This is a genomic window from Joostella sp. CR20 (assembly GCF_038433465.1).
Classification (GTDB): Bacteria; Bacteroidota; Bacteroidia; order Flavobacteriales; family Flavobacteriaceae; genus Galbibacter.
Genome location: NZ_JAESVF010000004.1, coordinates 61,698 through 78,752 on the forward strand (window position 1 = coordinate 61,698; position 17,055 = coordinate 78,752).

Genomic DNA, 17,055 nt, shown 5'->3' on the forward strand with positions numbered 1-17,055 from the left:
TAACGAAAGTTTATAAACACCCTGTTAACTATTTGTTTACGTTAAGGTTATTTTGTTGATATGAAGTTACTTAAAAAGGTTTTCGATTTTTATTTAAACTCCAGTATTCATGTGGCGTTGGCAGTGTATGCTTTGGTGCGTGTTACGATGTATAATTTTGGTATTGCCTACGATGAAGCCATTAGTTACGCATTGTTTTTTGGAACCATTGTAGAGTATAGTTTTATAAAATATAGCTCGTTGGCAAAACACTATCTTTTTGTTAGAGATAAATACCTTGGAACAATTCAATTTTTTAGTGGAATTTGCCTGCTGATAGCTTTTTATTACATAGTTCAATTAAGATTTCAAACTATTATTGTAGCTGCTATCTTGGTGTTGTTGGCATTTTTGTATGTGGTACCTGCTGTTTCTTCGAAAAGAAATTTTAGGAGTCTAAAAGGAGTGAAAATTTATATTGTTGGAATTACATGGTCGGTATCGACAGTATTGTTACCAATTATCAATAATGAAATTGAATTTACAACCGATATCTATGTGGCGTTATTACAACGATTTGTGTATGTAATTATCTTGATGATTCCTTTTGAAATAAGAGACTTAACAACCGATGAAGACTGGCTGCGAACCTTACCTCAAGTTCTTGGAATTAAAAAAGTTAAAATTCTAGGCGTTTTATTGGTAGGTTTGTTTTTAGTGTTGGGAAGTATTGTGAATGAAGTTTTATCGTATTCTTTTATTGTTGAAGTGGTTGTAGCCATATTCTCACTAGTAGCGTTGCTTTTGGCTAAGAAAAAACAATCGCCGTATTTTGCGAGCTTTTTTGTTGAAGGAATATCGATACTTTGGTGGTGCCTTTTAAGTTATGGTTTAGGTTGAGAAGCGTCTAGCTTCTTTTTCATTTCATTTTTCTTTTCTTGACCAAGCGTTTTCATTTCTGCTTTGTTACAAAGGTCGGTAAGCTTAGAGTTTTTGCTGCTGTACGACTTTGTAGCCTTGCACCAAAGTAATCTTAAATTCAATTGTAATTTTTCTAAAAAAGTAGCTTCGCCATATTGCATTTTATCGCAAATGTGTTTGGCTTCTTCGCAAGAAATAATAAAGTTATTTTTTTTAGTACTCATTTTTTAAACCAATTATCTTCTAAACATTCCATCAAAGCTGTTCGCGCTCGATGTACTATTACCCATAAATTAGACGCAGTGATATTCAGTTCTTTACAAATATCTTCTGTATCCATCCCCTGAATTGTTTTTTTTATAAAAACATCGGCTTGTTTTTTGGGGAGTTTCATTAAACATTCTTGTATAGCCATGCCGAGTTCTTCGTTTTGTAAAGCATCTTCGGCATTAATATCAAAAGGGTCTGCAACAGTATCTTCAAGCCAATCGCCTTCTTGGTCTTCTTTGTTTGAAAAGCCCATTTTCACTTCTGCTTTTCCTTTAGCAGAATTTATTTTTCGGTAATGATCTATAATCTTTCTTTTTAAAATAGAAATCAGCCAAGTGCGTTCGGCGGCTTCTCCTTTAAAATTATCTGCAGATTTTAGTCCTGCCAAAAATGTTTCCTGCACCAAATCTTCAGCAACAATAGTATCGTTTACTCTTGTGATGGTGTAGTTAAAAAGGTAGTCGGCATATTTGTCTACCCATTTGGAAGGATCTAGTTTGTTTTTAGGCACGCTAAATTTATTTTACTTCAAAAATAGAATAAAAACTTTAAATTACACTTTTGTACATTTATATTTTAAAAACTACTTTATGCTGATGAAAAAAGGTATTTTACTCGTTTTGTTGTGTGTGTTTGTGCAAGTGGTAAAAGCGCAAGTACAAACAATAGAAATAGCTTCGCTCGATACGATTGCTGAAAAAGATTTTTTACTGATTGATGTTCGAACGCCTGAAGAATTTGCAGAAGGGCATATTCCAGGTGCAATTAATATTGATGTGAAGAATGAAGATTTTACTGAAAAAATTGCAACCATAAGCAAAGAAGAAGCGGTTTATTTGTACTGTAAATCTGGAGGACGAAGTACAAAGGCTACAACGATACTTTCGTCTTTAGGATATGAAAATATCACGAATTTGTCCGGTGGTTTTGAGGCTTGGAAAACGGATGATAAAATTTATATGAAAGACTTGTAGTCTGTGTTTTTTTTGATGAAAGTTTAAGCGTATTGAATAAAAAAAGCCTCATTTTGGACGAAAGTCAAAAATGAGGCTTTTTTTGTGAGTTTTAAGTTGTTATACAACTTCGCAAAACAAACCGTCGTCAGTTTTTGTAACTTTTACAACTTTGTGTTTTGTAAGTCCTTTAATGGTTTTGTCCCATTTTTTATTGCTCAGTTCCGATTGTTCTTTTAAGTCGTTTAAAGGCATTTTGTTTTCTTTCTTCAAGATATCGAAAACCAATTTTTCATCCTCACTTAGGGTAACTTCTACCTTTTTCTCTGGACGCATTTGTGGGAAAAACAACACTTCTTGAATAGACGAATTGTTGGTTAATAACATTACCAAACGGTCTATCCCGATACCAATTCCAGATGTTGGAGGCATTCCGTACTCAAGTGCTCGTAAAAAGTCTTGATCGATAAACATAGCCTCGTCGTCACCTTTTTCAGAAAGTTTTAATTGTTCTTCAAAACGCTCACGTTGGTCTATTGGGTCGTTTAACTCTGAGTATGCATTTGCTAATTCTTTTCCGTTTACCATCAATTCAAAACGCTCTGTTAAAGCAGGATTGCTTCTGTGTTCTTTGGTAAGCGGACTCATTTCTTTTGGATAGTCGGTAATAAATGTTGGTTGAATGTAATTGTGCTCACATCTTTCGCCAAAAATTTCATCAATCAACTTCCCAATTCCCATAGTTTCATCAACAGGAATATCAAGTTTGGTACAAACCTCACGAAGTTCTTCTTCATTCATTCCGGCAACATCAAAACCTGTGTGGTCTTTTATCGCCTGTAAAATAGGTACACGTGGGTAAGGTGCTTTAAAGTTAATTTCGTTTTCGCCCACTTTTGCAATGGCACTTCCGTTGGCATCGGTAGCTACTTTCTCCAAAAGTTCTTCGGTCATGTCCATCATCCAATTGTAATCTTTGTAAGAAACATAAAGCTCCATTACCGTAAACTCTGGATTGTGGGTTTTGTCCATTCCTTCATTTCTAAAGTCTTTCGCAAACTCATAAACACCGTCAAAACCTCCAACAATAAGTCTTTTTAAATACAACTCATTGGCAATACGTAAATACAACGGAATGTTTAAAGCGTTGTGATGCGTTATAAATGGACGCGCAGTAGCACCTCCAGGAATCGATTGTAAAATTGGTGTTTCTACCTCGATGTATCCGCGAGTGTTAAAAAACTCACGCATGCTAGTGGTGATTTTTGTGCGCTTTAAAAACGTTTCTTTTACATGCGGATTTACAATTAAATCTACATAACGTTGACGGTAACGAAGTTCAGGGTCGTTAAACTCGTCAAAAACTTTTCCTTCGCTATCAACTTTTGGTAAAGGTAACGGACGTAACGATTTGTTTAAAACTGTAAAGTTTTTAACCATAACAGTCATTTCACCTACTTGTGTTTTAAACAGTGTTCCTTCAATCCCGATGATGTCTCCAATGTCGAGAAGTTTTTTATACACTTCATTGTAAAGTGTTTTGTCTTCTCCTTGGCAAATTTCATCTCGGTTAAAGTATAATTGAATACGACCTTCAGAATCTTGTAATTCAGCAAAAGAAGCTTTTCCTTGAATACGTCTACTCATCAAACGTCCCGCTAATACCACCTTTTTATCTTCTTCAAAATGCTGTTTGACCTTTTTTGAAGTATGGTCTACCGGATATAAATCGGCAGGATAAGGGTTGATGCCTAATTCACGTAGCTTTCCAAGCTTTTCTCTACGAATAATTTCCTGTTCTGAAAGTTGCATAATTAATTTTTCATTTTAAGCCTGCAAAGATACGGAGTATTTAAGAATCTATCAATCAAAACTATGATGTTTATCAATCCAAATACAATTGTGGGTTTTCAGTAAAGAAATTGCTTTTAGCTGTAACATTTTTTAAGCTGAAGCGTCTAATTTGTGTAGTAGCATCAATAATGATGTTATATTTGCCATGCTTTTCAGAAATAATCAATCTGAATATAAAGTACTTTAGCGCTCGAAAGAGCGAATTTCATCAATCAATAAAATCAAATTAAATGAGTATTTGGAGAGTCTTACTTTCAATTTTTTTTCCGCCATTAGCTGTTATCGATAAAGGATGCGGGTCTATTTTAATCGTTTTTTTACTAACACTCTGCGGATGGATTCCAGGAGTAATTGCCGCTTTGGTTATTTTAAACAATCCTAATAGGTAATAAGTTTTTAATGTTTTTGCTGAAGGGTTAAAGATTGTTAATCTGCACAGAAGAAATCTATCAACTTAAATCTAAATTGTATCTTTGTAAGATGAATAAAGAAGTTGTATTACAAGATTTAGGACGTAAAGATTATAAAGATACTTGGGATTATCAAGAGTCGCTTTTTAAGGATATTTTAGATATAAAAATTAAAAACCGACGTGAAAATTCTACTTTAAAAACACCCAATTATTTTTTGTTTGTAGAGCATCCGCACGTATATACTTTAGGGAAAAGTGGCGATATTGAAAACTTGCTTTTAAACGAAAAGCAGTTGGAAGAAAAAGGCGCTACGTTCTATAAAATAAATAGAGGAGGCGATATTACTTACCACGGTCCAGGGCAAATTGTGGGGTATCCTATCTTGGATTTAGATAACTTTTTTACTGATATTCATAAATATTTAAGGTTTTTAGAAGAAGTTATAATTCTAACTTTAGACGAATACGGAATTACCGCAACCCGAAGTGAAGGCGAAACAGGCGTATGGATTGATGTGGGGACGCCTTTTGCGCGTAAAATTTGTGCTATGGGAGTACGAGCTTCTCGTTGGGTTACCATGCATGGTTTTGCGTTGAATGTAAATGCCGATTTAGGGTATTTTGATAATATCATTCCCTGCGGAATTAGAGGAAAAGGTGTTACGTCGCTACATGTAGAATTAGGGAAAACTTCTGTAGATGAAGCTGAGGTAAAGCAAAAAATCAAGAAACATTTTGAAGCTCTTTTTGAAGCTACTTTTGTTGAAAAAGTAAGCGTTTAAAAGAATTTAAATCTCAACGTCTTTTTATTTTTTTGTTTCTGAAAATACTTAGTTTATCTTATAGCAAAGTATTGAGTTTTCATCACCTGTAGTAACAATTTCTAATTTTTTATCGTTGTCGATATCTGCCAAATCGATAGCAGAATCTCCATAAACAGGGAAGTTTTTTACAAGTTTAGCATTGCTGTCGAATATGTAAACCTTATGTGTTTGCTTATCTGTAGTGGTTACGTAGATTTTATCGTTGATGTAAAATATTTTTGGTTGCGTGTAAATCCCATAATCAAGTGTTGCTTGATTGTTTTTGATGGTCAGAATATTTTCTGAAATTGTAGCCAGTGTGTTTTCTGTAGCATCAATTAAGTGGTTGTCTTTTAATCCGAGTGCAATTTTGTTGAGTCCGCCTTTTTGGTCAACTTGAATCAAATCGCCATTAGTGTTTGTCGTTGTAAATTTCTTGTCGTACAAATACACTTCATTCCCTGAAAAATCGATGCTTCCTTTTACGCGAATTCTAACGTCTCCCGTACGGTGAAGTAAGTCTAGTTTTCCGTCGCTTTCTTGTAAAACAATATAGTCTTTATTACCAATTCTTATATGTTTTGGCGCATTTATAATAGAACTTTCGGTTTTGTTTAAAATAAATCCAGATACAATTTTTCCGTCTCTGTCGTACATTTCGATTATGTTTCCTGCAACGACTACAAATCGGTAATTTTTGTTGTTGCTATAATCAAATACTGCTAAAGGTTGCGTAATGGTATTTTTAAAATCGATAGGAAAAGGCGCTACTTCATCTCCGTTTCTATCGAGTATCATCATTTTGTCGGAAGTATTAAAAGCAAGTTGTAAGCGTCCGTTTCGGTATAAATCAACCTGCGAAATTTCGCCTATAATTTTTCCGCTGAGTTGTTTTTTCCAAAGTACTTTTCCGTCGGTACCAATTAAATAAAGGTTGTTGTCAACATCTTGAACAACAATTTCTTTCTTTTTAGTGTGATGATTAACTACAAATTGTGGTTTGGTAGCAATCTTAGCGTCGAGCGTGGTGCTGTATAGTTGAGTGATGATGTTTGCGTTTGAGGTAGATGTATTTGCCTTTTTTAATAAAGTGTGAAAGTGTGCAAAATTACCCTCGGCGATATACTGAAAAGCGATAAACTTATATTCTTTAAAAGAAGTGTTGCTAATGCTTTTTGCAAAGTCTTCATTTAAAAGTGAAGTGTTGTTTTTTAATTTTTCTAGGTTTCCAATAAGAAGCACAGAAGATTCATCTGCCAGTTCGCTCCTAAGGTTTTTGTAGGATGGTAATTGCGACAGCGTAGCGCTATTTTGATAGTTCGAAATAATATCTTCAAGCAAATTTAATTGTTCAGCAAAAACATAAAAATCGTCTACTTTGGCAACAAAATTTGTTGGAGTTGCTTTTGTGAATTTCGAAAAATGCGTTTGAATTAAATTATCAGTATTCAGTTCCCAAACGTTATAATCTCTGTAGGTTGCTGTGTTTTTTACATGTTTTTGAAGGCGGTCTTCAAAGTCAATATTATCGGCAGTGGTAAAAGCAAAAAGTTTAGTGTCTTGCATTCCGATTTCAACCATTTCAACAGCGTTATGAAAAACAGAATCGGTTTGTTTTTCTACAGATTTATTTCCGTTAATGGCAGGAAATGAAATAAAATAAGTTGCATTTAGCGGAACAATTTCCGCAGCAAAACTATTTGCGGGTGCTGTATTTTTAAAGTTGTTCAGTAAGTTATTAATCGAATCGCTTGCGGTAGCAATTCCGTTAAGCTTTATATAGTCTTGAGAAATGCTGGTGTCAAAAGAAGTCCAGTCGTTAAACTGAACAATAGTGCTAGCAAATTTTTCAGAAAAAATCCTTTTAAAAAAACTGTCTCCTTTTTTATGGTTTACAAAAATATTTGCAGCAACATTACTTTGCGCAACTTGATATAATTTAAGTAACCTAGGATTGGCTTGGAGTTGCTCGGCGTTTCTAATAATGTTTTCAATAATAAGTCGGGAAGACGAACCGATAAAATGATTCCCTACGGAAGTACTAAATAATTTGTTTTCTCCAATAGTTAGTGCCTTGATAGAAGCGCCTTCGTAGGTGATGGTTTCTATTTTTCTACTGATGGTTGAGTCTATTTTGAATAAGTCGTTATGGTTTTTACTTATAAAGGTGTATTCAAATTCGTTTTTTCCAATCTCATTAAAAGCTAAAACGGAAGATTCTTTTGGGTTTATATATTTTAAGGTTGCTAATAAGGTGTTAACATTATTATAGGTGTCACTTTTATCTAAGAGTTTAATAAAACTGTTATTTATTACCTCGCTTTTAAAGGAATCGTAGTTGTTTATCTTGATAACAACAGTAGCGTTTCGAGGCGTGAAGTTTATTAAATCATCTGTAATGTATGTAGTTTCTTTTTTACACGATTGAAATAAAATGCTTAGTAGGATAAAGAATCTTATAAGTTGTTTCATGTGTTTGCTACTATTTTTTCGAGAGTTTTATTTCTAATTCAATATATAAGTGGAAATAGCTTTGTGGTGAAAGTTATTTTCAACAAAAGTAAAATTAAAAATTAAGATATGTAGTTACGTGTTAATTTTTACGCTTCTGATATTTGTATTTGTGGGAAAATAAATAAATCACTGTATTTTTTATGAAATAACAGAAATGATGACAAATAATTATAATAGTTGATAAAAGTCAAAAACATCTTTATTATTTTATGTGAATAGATGATAATATTTTTGTTTGTTAAGAAAAATTTAAGATATTAGCACCACGCTAAATTCAAATTAATTAAAATATGAGATCAAAGTTTACTTGGATGCTGACACTTATTACTGTGTTGGTTTTACAGTTCTCCTATGCGCAGGAGAAGACGATTACTGGTGTCGTAACAGACCAGGATGGGCTGCCGTTACCGGGAGCGAATGTAACTGTTAAGGGTACGTCCACAGGTACTCAAACAGATTTTGACGGAAATTATTCAATTTCTGCATCTGTGGGAGGGAAATTGGTTTATTCGTATGTAGGGCAAAAAACTGTTGAAAAAACAGTTGGTGCTGCAAGTACAATAAACGTAGTGTTGGAGCAAGACGCTCAGGCACTTGATGAAGTAGTAGTTTTAGGGTATGCTTCTGCTAGTAAAGCAGAGTTGACAGGTTCTACTGTTCAAGTAGATGCTGCAGCTATAGAGCAAGTTCCTGTAGCCTCTGTGGATCAAGTACTTCAAGGTAAAGTAGCAGGTTTAGTTATGAATAACTCTTCTGGTACTCCTGGATCTACTGCAGATATCCGTATTAGAGGTATTAGTTCTATTACAGCAGGAAATAATCCATTGTATGTTATTGATGGAGTTCCTGTAACAAATACTGATAATGCTGGTAATCAATCTTCAGGGTCTTCATTATCTCCTTTAGCAAGTATCAGTAGTAATAATATTGAGAGTGTAACAGTGTTAAAAGATGCATCTGCTACAGCTGCTTATGGTGCTCGTGGAGCAAATGGGGTTATCGTAATTACTACTAAAAAAGGTAGAGAAGGGAAAACTTCTATAGCTTTTAACACTTCTTATGGTTTTTCAAATGATGCTGTTAAAGGACCAGATGTTTTAACTGGAGCAGAAAGAGAGATGTTGTATTATGAATCTCTTTACAACACATATGGAACAAGCCAAGGTTTTTCTAGAGATGAAGCTCAGCAGTTTTATGAAAATAATTTAGGTTTCTTTGGATCTGCTTATTACGATTGGAATCAAGCAGGTCGTCAAGAAGCTAATTGGGATGAAGTTGTTACTAATAAAGATGCAGCATTTAGAGAATATAACCTTTCGGCTAGTGGAGGTAATGAAAATCATAATTTTTACGCTTCTTTAGGATATTTTAATCAGGAAGCAACTGTGATTGGTTCTGAGTTTGAGAGAATTACAGGGCAAGTTAATTTTCAAAAATCTTTGAATAGCAAACTAAAGTTTAGAACGAATAATAGTGCGTCACATTCTTATCAAGATGGATTGTTAGAAACAAGTGCTTATTTTTCTTCACCAAGAACAGTTAAGTTTTTTGCTCCTCCAATTGAGCAACCTTATGATGAAAATGGAGAAATAAATTTAAATACAACTTTACCAAATCCATTATGGATTTCACAAGAAGATATTGATGACTCTCAGTTAGTTAGAATTTTATCTAACAATTCATTAGAATGGGAAACACCAGTAGAGAATTTAAGGTTTACTACTCGTGCAAATATAGATTATCAAGTCTATAACTATAAGCGTTACCGTAACAGGATAGATGGTGATGGGGCTAGTACAAACGGTTATGGATGGCAGTCGCACTCTAGTAGAGCAAACTATGTATTCCAAAATTATTTAGATTATACTTGGAATATTTCTGAAGAGCATTCAATTGATTTGAAAGCATTACAAGAATATCAAAAAAACAGGTATTATTATTTAGAAGCTGATGGAGACTCATTCTCTGATGATGGTTTAACTAACTTAAACTCATCAGGAAATCCAACTACTGCGAATTCTTATTTTACAGATTGGGCTATTGCATCATATATGGGACTATTACATTATAGTGGATTTAATGGTAAGTATGTATTTGATGCTACATATAGAAGAGAAGGAAACTCTCGTTTTGCTGATGATCATAGATGGGGTAACTTCTGGTCTGTTGGAGGTGCGTGGAATGTACATAGAGAATCTTTCTTAGCTGATAGTAATGTAATAAGTAACTTAAAGCTTAGAGCTTCTTATGGAGTTACAGGTAATGCTAATATCGGATTGAATTTATATCAGTCATTATTAAACTATGATTCTGATTATGCAGGAACAGGAGCTTCTTACCCTGGAACATTTGGTAACAGCGATCTTTCTTGGGAGACTTCACATACATATGACATTGGTACAGAGTTAGGATTCTTCAATAATAGAATTACTGCAAATGTTGGATACTATTACAGAGAGTCTAAAGATTTATTATTATCAGTGCCACTTTCATTAACTACAAGTTTTACTAGCCAAACTCAAAATGTTGGTAGAATGGAAAATAAAGGTTTGGAATTGGAAGTTAATTTTGATATTGTTCGTTCTAATAACTTTAACCTATCGCTAGGAGGTAATATGGCTACTAACGAAAATAAAGTTTTAGAAACTGCACTTGATGGTGCAGGTGAAGAAATCAATATCACAACAGGTACTAGAAGAGTAGAAGCTGGTCATCCAGTATACGGATGGTATATGGTTTCTTGGGCTGGTGTTAATACAGAAACTGGTTTAGATGAGTGGTATGTAGATGGAGAAGGAAGTGAAACTACTACTTCTTGGTCTCAAGCAAACCAAGTATGGCAAGGCGAAAGTGCATTGCCAACATTTACAGCAGGTCTTAATTTCCATGTAGATGCTTATGGTTTCTTTTTAGATGCTAACGGATACTATGCAGGAGGTCACAAAGTTTTCGAAGACTGGACACGTTATACAAACGGTACAGATAGATTTTCTTTAGATTTATATAATGGGGTAGATGCTATTCTTGATAGATGGCAAGAACCAGGAGACGAGGCTAGATTTCCAAAAATGGAGTATACAGCAAAACCTTGGCAAAATAGTAATAAGTTTTTATATGAAGGAGATTTTTTCCGTTTGAGAAACTTAACTTTTGGGTATGATTTTAACCAGAATATTACAGAGACTATAGGGATAGATGCTTTAAGATTATTTGTTAGAGGAACAAACCTATATACTTGGGTGAAAGATGATCGTTTAAAGTACGATCCTGAGACAGCAGCTGACGGTTTTACAAGTTTAACAACACCTCCTGTTAAATCATTCATTTTCGGATTAAACGTTAAATTTTAAAAAATTATGAAGAGAATTAATTTTATATATAAAGTAGCATTTGTAGCAATTTCCATAGTTGGACTTAATTCTTGTACTACAGATGACTTAGATCCTTCTACAGAACAGAATAAACCTGTTGAAGGTGGGATTACTACTGTAAGTAACCTTGAAGGAATAATAAAAGGAGCTTATAGTGCAATGACTTCTAGTGAGTATTATGGTAGAGATTATATAATTACTAACGAAGTTAGAACTGATAACTGTTTTGCTAATGGTAGTTCTGGTCGTTTTACGACAGAAGCTCAAATGGCCTATAACGAAAACAACGATTATATTTGGGATAATGCATATGATGTAATTGCTTCTGCAAATATTGTTATTAATCAAGATATCTCGGTACTTGATGGAGATTTAGATTATGCAAAACATCTTCAAGGACAAGCATATACATTAAGAGCTCTAGCTCATTTTGATTTATTGAAGTCTTATGGGCAAATGCATGCTGGTGGAACTCTTGGAGTACCCTATGTAAAGGAATTTAAAGGGGAAGATTTGTTCCCAAGTAGAAACACTATTGAAGAAAATAAAACTGATATAGCTGCAGATTTTCAAACTGGTTTTGATATGATGAGTACAGCATATAATGATTCTTCAAAACAGTTTTTAAACAAATATGCAGCAAAAGCATTGCAGTCTAGATTTAATGTATATTTTGGAATGTGGGCAGAAGCTAAAGCAGCTGCAGAAGCTGTAATTAATTCTAAATTGTATACTGTATTGTCGGCTAGTGATTTTGTTGGATCTTGGGCACAAGATGGTTCGTCAAATTCAATTTTTGAATTAGCTTTTAGTGCAACAGATAATCAAGGTATTAATGGTCTTGCTTATATTTATAGATTAGGTGATGCAGGAAGTTACGGAGATGTTCAAGTTATAAACGAAGTTAAAGATATATTTGAAGATACTGACGTTAGAGGTCTTTTCCCAGATGCAGATGGAAATCCAACAGGTATTTTAGGTTACGAAGGAGATCGTCTTAGAAATATAGGGAAATATCCAGATAATAGAGGTTATGATAACGTCCCTGTTATTCGCTACGAAGAAGTAATTCTTAATTATGCTGAAGCGTTATTAGAAACTGGAGGAGATGCCTTAACACAATTAAACATGATTGCTTCTAATAGAGGTGCTACACCTTATACTTCTGCTACTAAGGAAAATATTTTATTAGAACGTAGAAAGGAGTTAATGTTTGAAGGTTTCCGTTTTGATGATTTCGTTAGAAACGGAGAAGGTGTTGAAAAATTATATGCACAACAAAACTTACAGGCTACAGTTCCTTATGGAGATTATAGATTAGCATATCCTATAACAAATGCAGAGATTAATGCAAACTCGAATATTGTTCAAAACGATCAATATTAATTAAAGGATTTATTTGAATACATGCTAATAAATTTAAAGCCCACCAAAGTTGGTGGGCTTTACCTTTTTATAAATTTAGTTTTAGTTGTTCTGGTAATAACCTAAACGAAGTGCGATGGTATTTTGTAGCGCCATATTTTTTTATTGCCTCTCGATGTTCTTTAGTGGGGTAACCTTTGTTTTTCTTCCAATTGTACATTGGGTATTCTTCATGTATTTGCTCCATGTACAAATCGCGGTAGGTTTTTGCTAAAATAGAAGCAGCCGCAATACTTAAATATTTACTATCTCCTTTTACAATACAATTGTGAGGAATGTTATTATAGGACTTAAATTTATTTCCGTCTACAATAATATGCTCAATTTTTGTGTTCATTTTATCCAATGCTTTGTGCATGGCTAAAATCGAAGCGTTTAAAATATTGATTTCGTCAATGACTTCTGGGAAAATATGTGCAACACCAAAAAATGAGCTTTCTTCTTCAATTATTGGCTTTAAAAGCATTCGTTTAGTTTCTGTGAGTTGCTTGGAGTCGTTTATAATTTTATTCTCAAAAGAAGGTGGTAGAATTACAGCGGCGGCAGTAACAGGCCCCGCTAAACATCCGCGTCCAGCTTCATCTGTGCCAGCTTCAAGTAATAAATTGCTATACGATTTTTGCATTTGAATCGTTTTTAATAATCAAGGGTATGTACATACTGAAGTGTGTTGAATTTTTCAAGCTTCAGTTTATTGCGGCTAAAGTTATAAAGTTATCAGGAATCCGTATCTTTTTCAGTAGAAAAATAGCAAAAGCTGCTGTTTGGGTTTCGCTCAAATAATATACCTTTGCTTTCAAATCAAAAATGAATGAAATATTTTAATTTTTTGTTTTTCTTTTTTGGGTTAAGTCTTGGGGTGGCCAATGCTCAAACAGAACAAGAACCTAATGTAGTACGCGATACTACTTTGGTGCTTACCGAAAAGAAGAAAACTCCTCAGAAAAAAAAGGGAGATACATTTCCAATAGAGGATTATAAAATTATCTCTTATGCTAGAGATACTACTACGTTCGATACCACACTCACAATTTACAAAGAGTACAAATATAATTACTTACGAAAAGACGATTTTGAATTGTTGCCATTTTCGAATGTTGGGCAAACGTACAATATTTTAGGTGCCATTACAGAAGAAAAGAGTTTTTACCCACGAATGGGAGCCGAGGCCAAGTATAACAATTATATGGAGGCTGAAGATATTGATTACTACCGCGTGCCTACACCAACAACCGAACTTTTTTACAAAACGGTAATGGAGCAGGGGCAAATTTTGGACGCGATGATAACACTAAATACTTCGCCACAATTAAACATGTCGATTGCATATAAAGGAATGCGTTCTTTAGGGAAGTACCAACATATTTTATCGAGTACTGGAAACTTTAGATTTACTACCAATTACCAAACGAAAAACGGTAAGTATTTTTTAAGAGGACATTACACGTCTCAAGATATTTTAAATGAAGAAAACGGAGGTTTGGCAGTGCCAGAGCAGTTTACTTCTAACGATGATGAGTTTAACGACCGTTCGCGAATTGATGTTCGATTTGAAGATGCTGAAAACTTTTTACTCGGTAAACGCTATTTTATTGACCATGAATATTTCTTGTTTAAAGAGCAAGATTCTTTGAAAAACTACGGACTTTCGGTAGGACATCAATTAAACTACGAAACCAAAAGGTATGAATTCCGTCAAGAAGATGCAAATACCTATTTTGGGGATTCATATCAAGCTTCTGATATTAATGATTTATCAAGATTGAAAACATTTTTTAATCAGTTAAATTTAAATTACAACAGCAAAATTGTTGGAGAAGCTACTTTTTTGGTGAACTTCTATAAGTACAATTACTACTTTAATAGTTTGGTGATTAATGAAACCGAAACCATAACCAATCAGTTACGAGATAACGAAATCTCCATTGGAGGAACATTTAAAAAACAATTAGGGGGATTTTCACTAAAGGGAGATTTTACTCAAAATATAGTTGGAGACATGGGCGGAACAACCTTTAACGCTACCATGGATTATCAGCTTACAAACGATTTGGATATCGAAGCGAGTTTACACGGTTCGTCTAGAATGCCAAATTTTAATTTCTTACTCTACCAAAGTGATTATAAAGACTATAATTGGGATAATCAAGATGAATTTGAAAGAGAAAAGATAAGTACCTTACAAGGAGCAATAAATTCAAAAAAATGGGGACGTCTAAGTGTTGCTTACACTGTGAGAGATAAGTATACTTTTTTTGAAGAAAATCTAGAAACTGGAGATTCACTTGAAATTGTTTCAGACGATATACAGCGCGTAACTCCAAGGCAAGCGGATGGAACTATCAATTCGTTAAAAATAAAACTGAGTAACGACCTACATTTTTGGCGTCGTTGGGGCTTAGCAAATACTATCATGTATCAAAATGTGAGTCAGGATGAGGATATTTTAAATGTGCCTCAACTTGTTACTCGTAACACATTGTACTACTCAAACCACTTGTTTAAAAAGGCGTTGTACCTTCAAGTTGGAGTAACTGCTAAGTATTTTTCAGAATATTATATGAATTCTTACAGTCCAGTTTTAGGGGAGTTACTGGTTCAAGACCGTGAGAAACTAGGTGGACATCCAATGCTTGATTTCTTTATCAATGCAAAAGTTCGACGTACAAGAATCTACTTAAAAGCAGAGCATTTTAACTCGCCGTTTAGCGACAATAAATATTATTCCGCACCAAACTATCCGTATCGAGATTTTATAGTGCGTTTTGGTGTTGTATGGAATTTCTTTACGTAATAGTGATTTATGAAGCTTTTGCGATAACTGACTCACAATTTAGTAATCCCAATACGGTATCAAAACTGTATCTTTGTTGTAAACCTTAGTTTAATTTTATGTTTAATTTTATGGCTACAATTGATACTTTTTTAAAAGACTTCCCCGTGTTGAGTCAATATACATATGCAAACACAGCTGCTTCTGGCTTGCTCTCCGAAAGTTTAATGGAATGGCGACAAGGGCACGATATCGATTTTTTAATAGGAGGTAGTAAATTTAGAGAGTCGGTTAACGAACAAATAGAAGCTGTACGTAAAGGAGTTGCAGATTTTTTTGATGCTGAAAAGACTCAAACGGTATTAACACCAAACTTTTCGTTTGCTTTAAAAACTTTTGTGAGCGGATTGGAACTTTCCAAAAAAATATTGCTTTTGGAGGATGATTATCCGTCGTTAAATTGGCCTTTTGAAAGTGCTGGGTTTAAAGATGTGTCTACAATAAAACTAACCGAAAACTTAGAGCAAAGCATTGAATCTGCTTTTTCCGATGCTCAGCCTGATGTTTTTGCTTTTAGTATTGTGCAATATGTAAACGGAATAAAAATCGATTTGGAGTTTATTAATCGGTTAAAAGAAAAGTATCCAAAGACTATTTTTGTTGCTGATGCTACCCAATATGGCGGTACAGAAAGTTTTTCATTTAAAAATTCAGGAATTGATGTTTTCGGCGGAAGCGGATATAAATGGATGTTGGCTGGCTATGGAAATGGTTATATGCTTATTAAAGATGATGTGGCTAAAATGTTGTATACCGAATCATTAAAGTTTCAACCGCGAAAGGAAGATTTTCTTCAGCATAAAAATCATATTACAAGTCATTTTGAGCCTGGACATCACGATACGTTAAACTTTGGAAGTCTTTTGTTTGCTATTGACCAATTTACAGAAATTGGAGTTTCAGAAATAACAGCACATCTACATGAACTTTCAGAGTATGCAAAAGAGAAATTTTCAGCTTTAAACTTACTTTCTCCGATGGTAGTGAACAGAAAACAGCATTCTACAATTTTTAATTTATCGGTTTCAGCAAAAATGATTGAAGCTTTAAAAGCTAGAGGAATTGTATTTTCGTTGCGTGGAGATGGCGTGCGAGTGAGTTTTCATTTGTATAACACCAAGAAAGATATCGATAAGATTGCCAATATTTTAAAGCACTCATAGTTAACTCACTAAAAGGGTTTAAAATCTTATCATTTACATTAATATGTTTTTAATTTTTGCTGATTTATGTAATTCGAACATGTGTTGAGAGAGTTGACTTTTTCCATTTTTATGGATATTATTTTGCGTATTTCGCTATTTGGTTAAGGCTGTTTTAATAAAACGATAAATATTTGTTTACTAGTTGTTTATGATGTTTTTAATTTCTTCTTTTGATAAGAATTAATCCGTTAAATATAAAATGTTATGGCTATTTCAAAACAATATTTAAAGTCTCGACCTATTTGTAAAGTTACTTTTACGGTTCCTGCAAATGAAGCAAACGAAGTGGTTGTTGTGGGCGATTTCAATGAGTGGAATCCTGAGTCGGCATCGCTTAAAAAATTAAAAAATGGACATTTTAAAGGTACTTTTGAAATGCCAAAAGATAGCGCCTACGAGTTTCGATATATCATCGATGGAACTTACACCAACGAGGCTGAAGCCGATGCTTTTAAGTGGAATGACTTTGCTGGAACTGAAAACGCAGTGTTACACGTTTAAGTAATAGTTCAAGG

The 17,055-nt window shown here is 33.9% G+C and carries 14 protein-coding genes; 9 read left to right on the forward strand and 5 right to left on the reverse strand.

The window, feature by feature from the left end; genetic code table 11:
- The first annotated feature begins 60 nt into the window (after positions 1 to 60).
- A complete protein-coding gene (locus JMA43_RS07375; RefSeq protein ID WP_342155845.1) occupies positions 61 to 879 on the forward strand; it encodes a hypothetical protein in 819 nt (272 codons plus the stop codon).
- On the opposite strand, the gene JMA43_RS07380 is transcribed toward JMA43_RS07375, so the two are convergent.
- Together JMA43_RS07380 and JMA43_RS07385 are read right to left on the reverse strand one after the other, a co-directional pair.
- Positions 864 to 1,124 (reverse strand): hypothetical protein, encoded by a 261-nt coding sequence (locus tag JMA43_RS07380; RefSeq protein WP_342155846.1) that lies wholly within the window; start codon positions 1,122 to 1,124, stop codon positions 864 to 866. The two genes, JMA43_RS07375 and JMA43_RS07380, sit on opposite strands and share 16 nt — an antisense overlap.
- Positions 1,121 to 1,681: a sigma-70 family RNA polymerase sigma factor gene (locus JMA43_RS07385; RefSeq protein ID WP_342155847.1), complete on the reverse strand. Its 561-nt coding sequence runs from the start codon at positions 1,679 to 1,681 to the stop codon at positions 1,121 to 1,123. The genes JMA43_RS07380 and JMA43_RS07385 overlap by 4 nt, the downstream gene beginning before the upstream one ends.
- A gap of 79 nt (positions 1,682 to 1,760) precedes the next feature.
- Between JMA43_RS07385 and JMA43_RS07390 the strand changes: the two genes are divergently transcribed.
- A complete protein-coding gene (locus tag JMA43_RS07390; protein ID WP_342155848.1) occupies positions 1,761 to 2,144 on the forward strand; it encodes a rhodanese-like domain-containing protein in 384 nt (127 codons plus the stop codon).
- 99 nt (positions 2,145 to 2,243) lie between these two features.
- Here JMA43_RS07390 and lysS read toward each other — a convergent pair whose 3' ends face one another.
- Entirely contained in the window at positions 2,244 to 3,935 is a 1,692-nt protein-coding gene (lysS, locus tag JMA43_RS07395; protein WP_342155849.1) for a lysine--tRNA ligase, read from the reverse strand.
- A gap of 272 nt (positions 3,936 to 4,207) precedes the next feature.
- On the opposite strand from lysS, the gene JMA43_RS07400 reads away from it, so the two are divergent.
- Entirely contained in the window at positions 4,208 to 4,366 is a 159-nt protein-coding gene (locus tag JMA43_RS07400) for a YqaE/Pmp3 family membrane protein (RefSeq protein WP_342155850.1), read from the forward strand.
- Between the two features lie 91 nt (positions 4,367 to 4,457).
- Positions 4,458 to 5,171, forward strand: coding sequence for a lipoyl(octanoyl) transferase LipB (lipB, locus tag JMA43_RS07405; protein ID WP_342155851.1), 714 nt, complete (start codon positions 4,458 to 4,460; stop codon positions 5,169 to 5,171).
- A gap of 48 nt (positions 5,172 to 5,219) precedes the next feature.
- Here the strand turns inward: lipB and JMA43_RS07410 are convergent, their stop codons facing one another.
- Positions 5,220 to 7,664: a ribonuclease HII gene (locus JMA43_RS07410; protein ID WP_342155852.1), complete on the reverse strand. Its 2,445-nt coding sequence runs from the start codon at positions 7,662 to 7,664 to the stop codon at positions 5,220 to 5,222.
- A gap of 332 nt (positions 7,665 to 7,996) precedes the next feature.
- On the opposite strand from JMA43_RS07410, the gene JMA43_RS07415 reads away from it, so the two are divergent.
- Together JMA43_RS07415 and JMA43_RS07420 are read left to right on the forward strand one after the other, a co-directional pair.
- Positions 7,997 to 11,056, forward strand: coding sequence for a SusC/RagA family TonB-linked outer membrane protein (locus JMA43_RS07415; protein ID WP_342155853.1), 3,060 nt, complete (start codon positions 7,997 to 7,999; stop codon positions 11,054 to 11,056).
- Positions 11,057 to 11,062: 6 nt separating this feature from the next.
- Positions 11,063 to 12,463, forward strand: coding sequence for a RagB/SusD family nutrient uptake outer membrane protein (locus JMA43_RS07420; protein WP_342155854.1), 1,401 nt, complete (start codon positions 11,063 to 11,065; stop codon positions 12,461 to 12,463).
- A gap of 67 nt (positions 12,464 to 12,530) precedes the next feature.
- On the opposite strand, the gene JMA43_RS07425 is transcribed toward JMA43_RS07420, so the two are convergent.
- Complete coding sequence (locus JMA43_RS07425; RefSeq protein ID WP_342155855.1) at positions 12,531 to 13,127, reverse strand: ribonuclease HII; 597 nt, start codon at positions 13,125 to 13,127, stop codon at positions 12,531 to 12,533.
- A 186-nt stretch (positions 13,128 to 13,313) separates the two neighbouring features.
- Here JMA43_RS07425 and JMA43_RS07430 point away from each other — a divergent pair, with 186 nt between their 5' ends.
- From JMA43_RS07430 to JMA43_RS07440, 3 genes are all read left to right on the forward strand, one after another.
- Positions 13,314 to 15,296 carry a putative porin gene (locus JMA43_RS07430; protein WP_342155856.1) on the forward strand — a complete coding sequence of 661 codons (1,983 nt, stop codon included), beginning with the start codon at positions 13,314 to 13,316 and terminating at the stop codon, positions 15,294 to 15,296.
- A gap of 110 nt (positions 15,297 to 15,406) precedes the next feature.
- On the forward strand, positions 15,407 to 16,498 hold the full coding sequence (locus JMA43_RS07435) for an aminotransferase class V-fold PLP-dependent enzyme (RefSeq protein WP_342155857.1): 1,092 nt from the start codon (positions 15,407 to 15,409) through the stop codon (positions 16,496 to 16,498).
- Positions 16,499 to 16,744: 246 nt separating this feature from the next.
- Positions 16,745 to 17,041, forward strand: a complete 297-nt coding sequence (locus tag JMA43_RS07440; RefSeq protein WP_342155858.1) for an isoamylase early set domain-containing protein — start codon at positions 16,745 to 16,747, stop codon at positions 17,039 to 17,041.
- Positions 17,042 to 17,055 lie beyond the last annotated feature (14 nt).

What these genes read in the sequence shown, in the direction of transcription:
- JMA43_RS07400 (WP_342155850.1), top strand. Translation starts at nt 4,208, where the DNA reads ATGAGTATTTGGAGAGTCTTACTTTCAATTTTTTTTCCGCCATTAGCT.
- JMA43_RS07435 (WP_342155857.1), top strand. Translation starts at nt 15,407, where the DNA reads ATGGCTACAATTGATACTTTTTTAAAAGACTTCCCCGTGTTGAGTCAA.
- JMA43_RS07375 (WP_342155845.1), top strand. Translation starts at nt 61, where the DNA reads ATGAAGTTACTTAAAAAGGTTTTCGATTTTTATTTAAACTCCAGTATT.
- JMA43_RS07390 (WP_342155848.1), top strand. Translation starts at nt 1,761, where the DNA reads ATGCTGATGAAAAAAGGTATTTTACTCGTTTTGTTGTGTGTGTTTGTG.
- JMA43_RS07380 (WP_342155846.1), bottom strand. Translation starts at nt 1,124, where the DNA reads ATGAGTACTAAAAAAAATAACTTTATTATTTCTTGCGAAGAAGCCAAA.
- JMA43_RS07430 (WP_342155856.1), top strand. Translation starts at nt 13,314, where the DNA reads ATGAAATATTTTAATTTTTTGTTTTTCTTTTTTGGGTTAAGTCTTGGG.
- JMA43_RS07420 (WP_342155854.1), top strand. Translation starts at nt 11,063, where the DNA reads ATGAAGAGAATTAATTTTATATATAAAGTAGCATTTGTAGCAATTTCC.
- JMA43_RS07415 (WP_342155853.1), top strand. Translation starts at nt 7,997, where the DNA reads ATGAGATCAAAGTTTACTTGGATGCTGACACTTATTACTGTGTTGGTT.
- JMA43_RS07440 (WP_342155858.1), top strand. Translation starts at nt 16,745, where the DNA reads ATGGCTATTTCAAAACAATATTTAAAGTCTCGACCTATTTGTAAAGTT.
- JMA43_RS07425 (WP_342155855.1), bottom strand. Translation starts at nt 13,127, where the DNA reads ATGCAAAAATCGTATAGCAATTTATTACTTGAAGCTGGCACAGATGAA.
- lysS (WP_342155849.1), bottom strand. Translation starts at nt 3,935, where the DNA reads ATGCAACTTTCAGAACAGGAAATTATTCGTAGAGAAAAGCTTGGAAAG.
- JMA43_RS07410 (WP_342155852.1), bottom strand. Translation starts at nt 7,664, where the DNA reads ATGAAACAACTTATAAGATTCTTTATCCTACTAAGCATTTTATTTCAA.
- lipB (WP_342155851.1), top strand. Translation starts at nt 4,458, where the DNA reads ATGAATAAAGAAGTTGTATTACAAGATTTAGGACGTAAAGATTATAAA.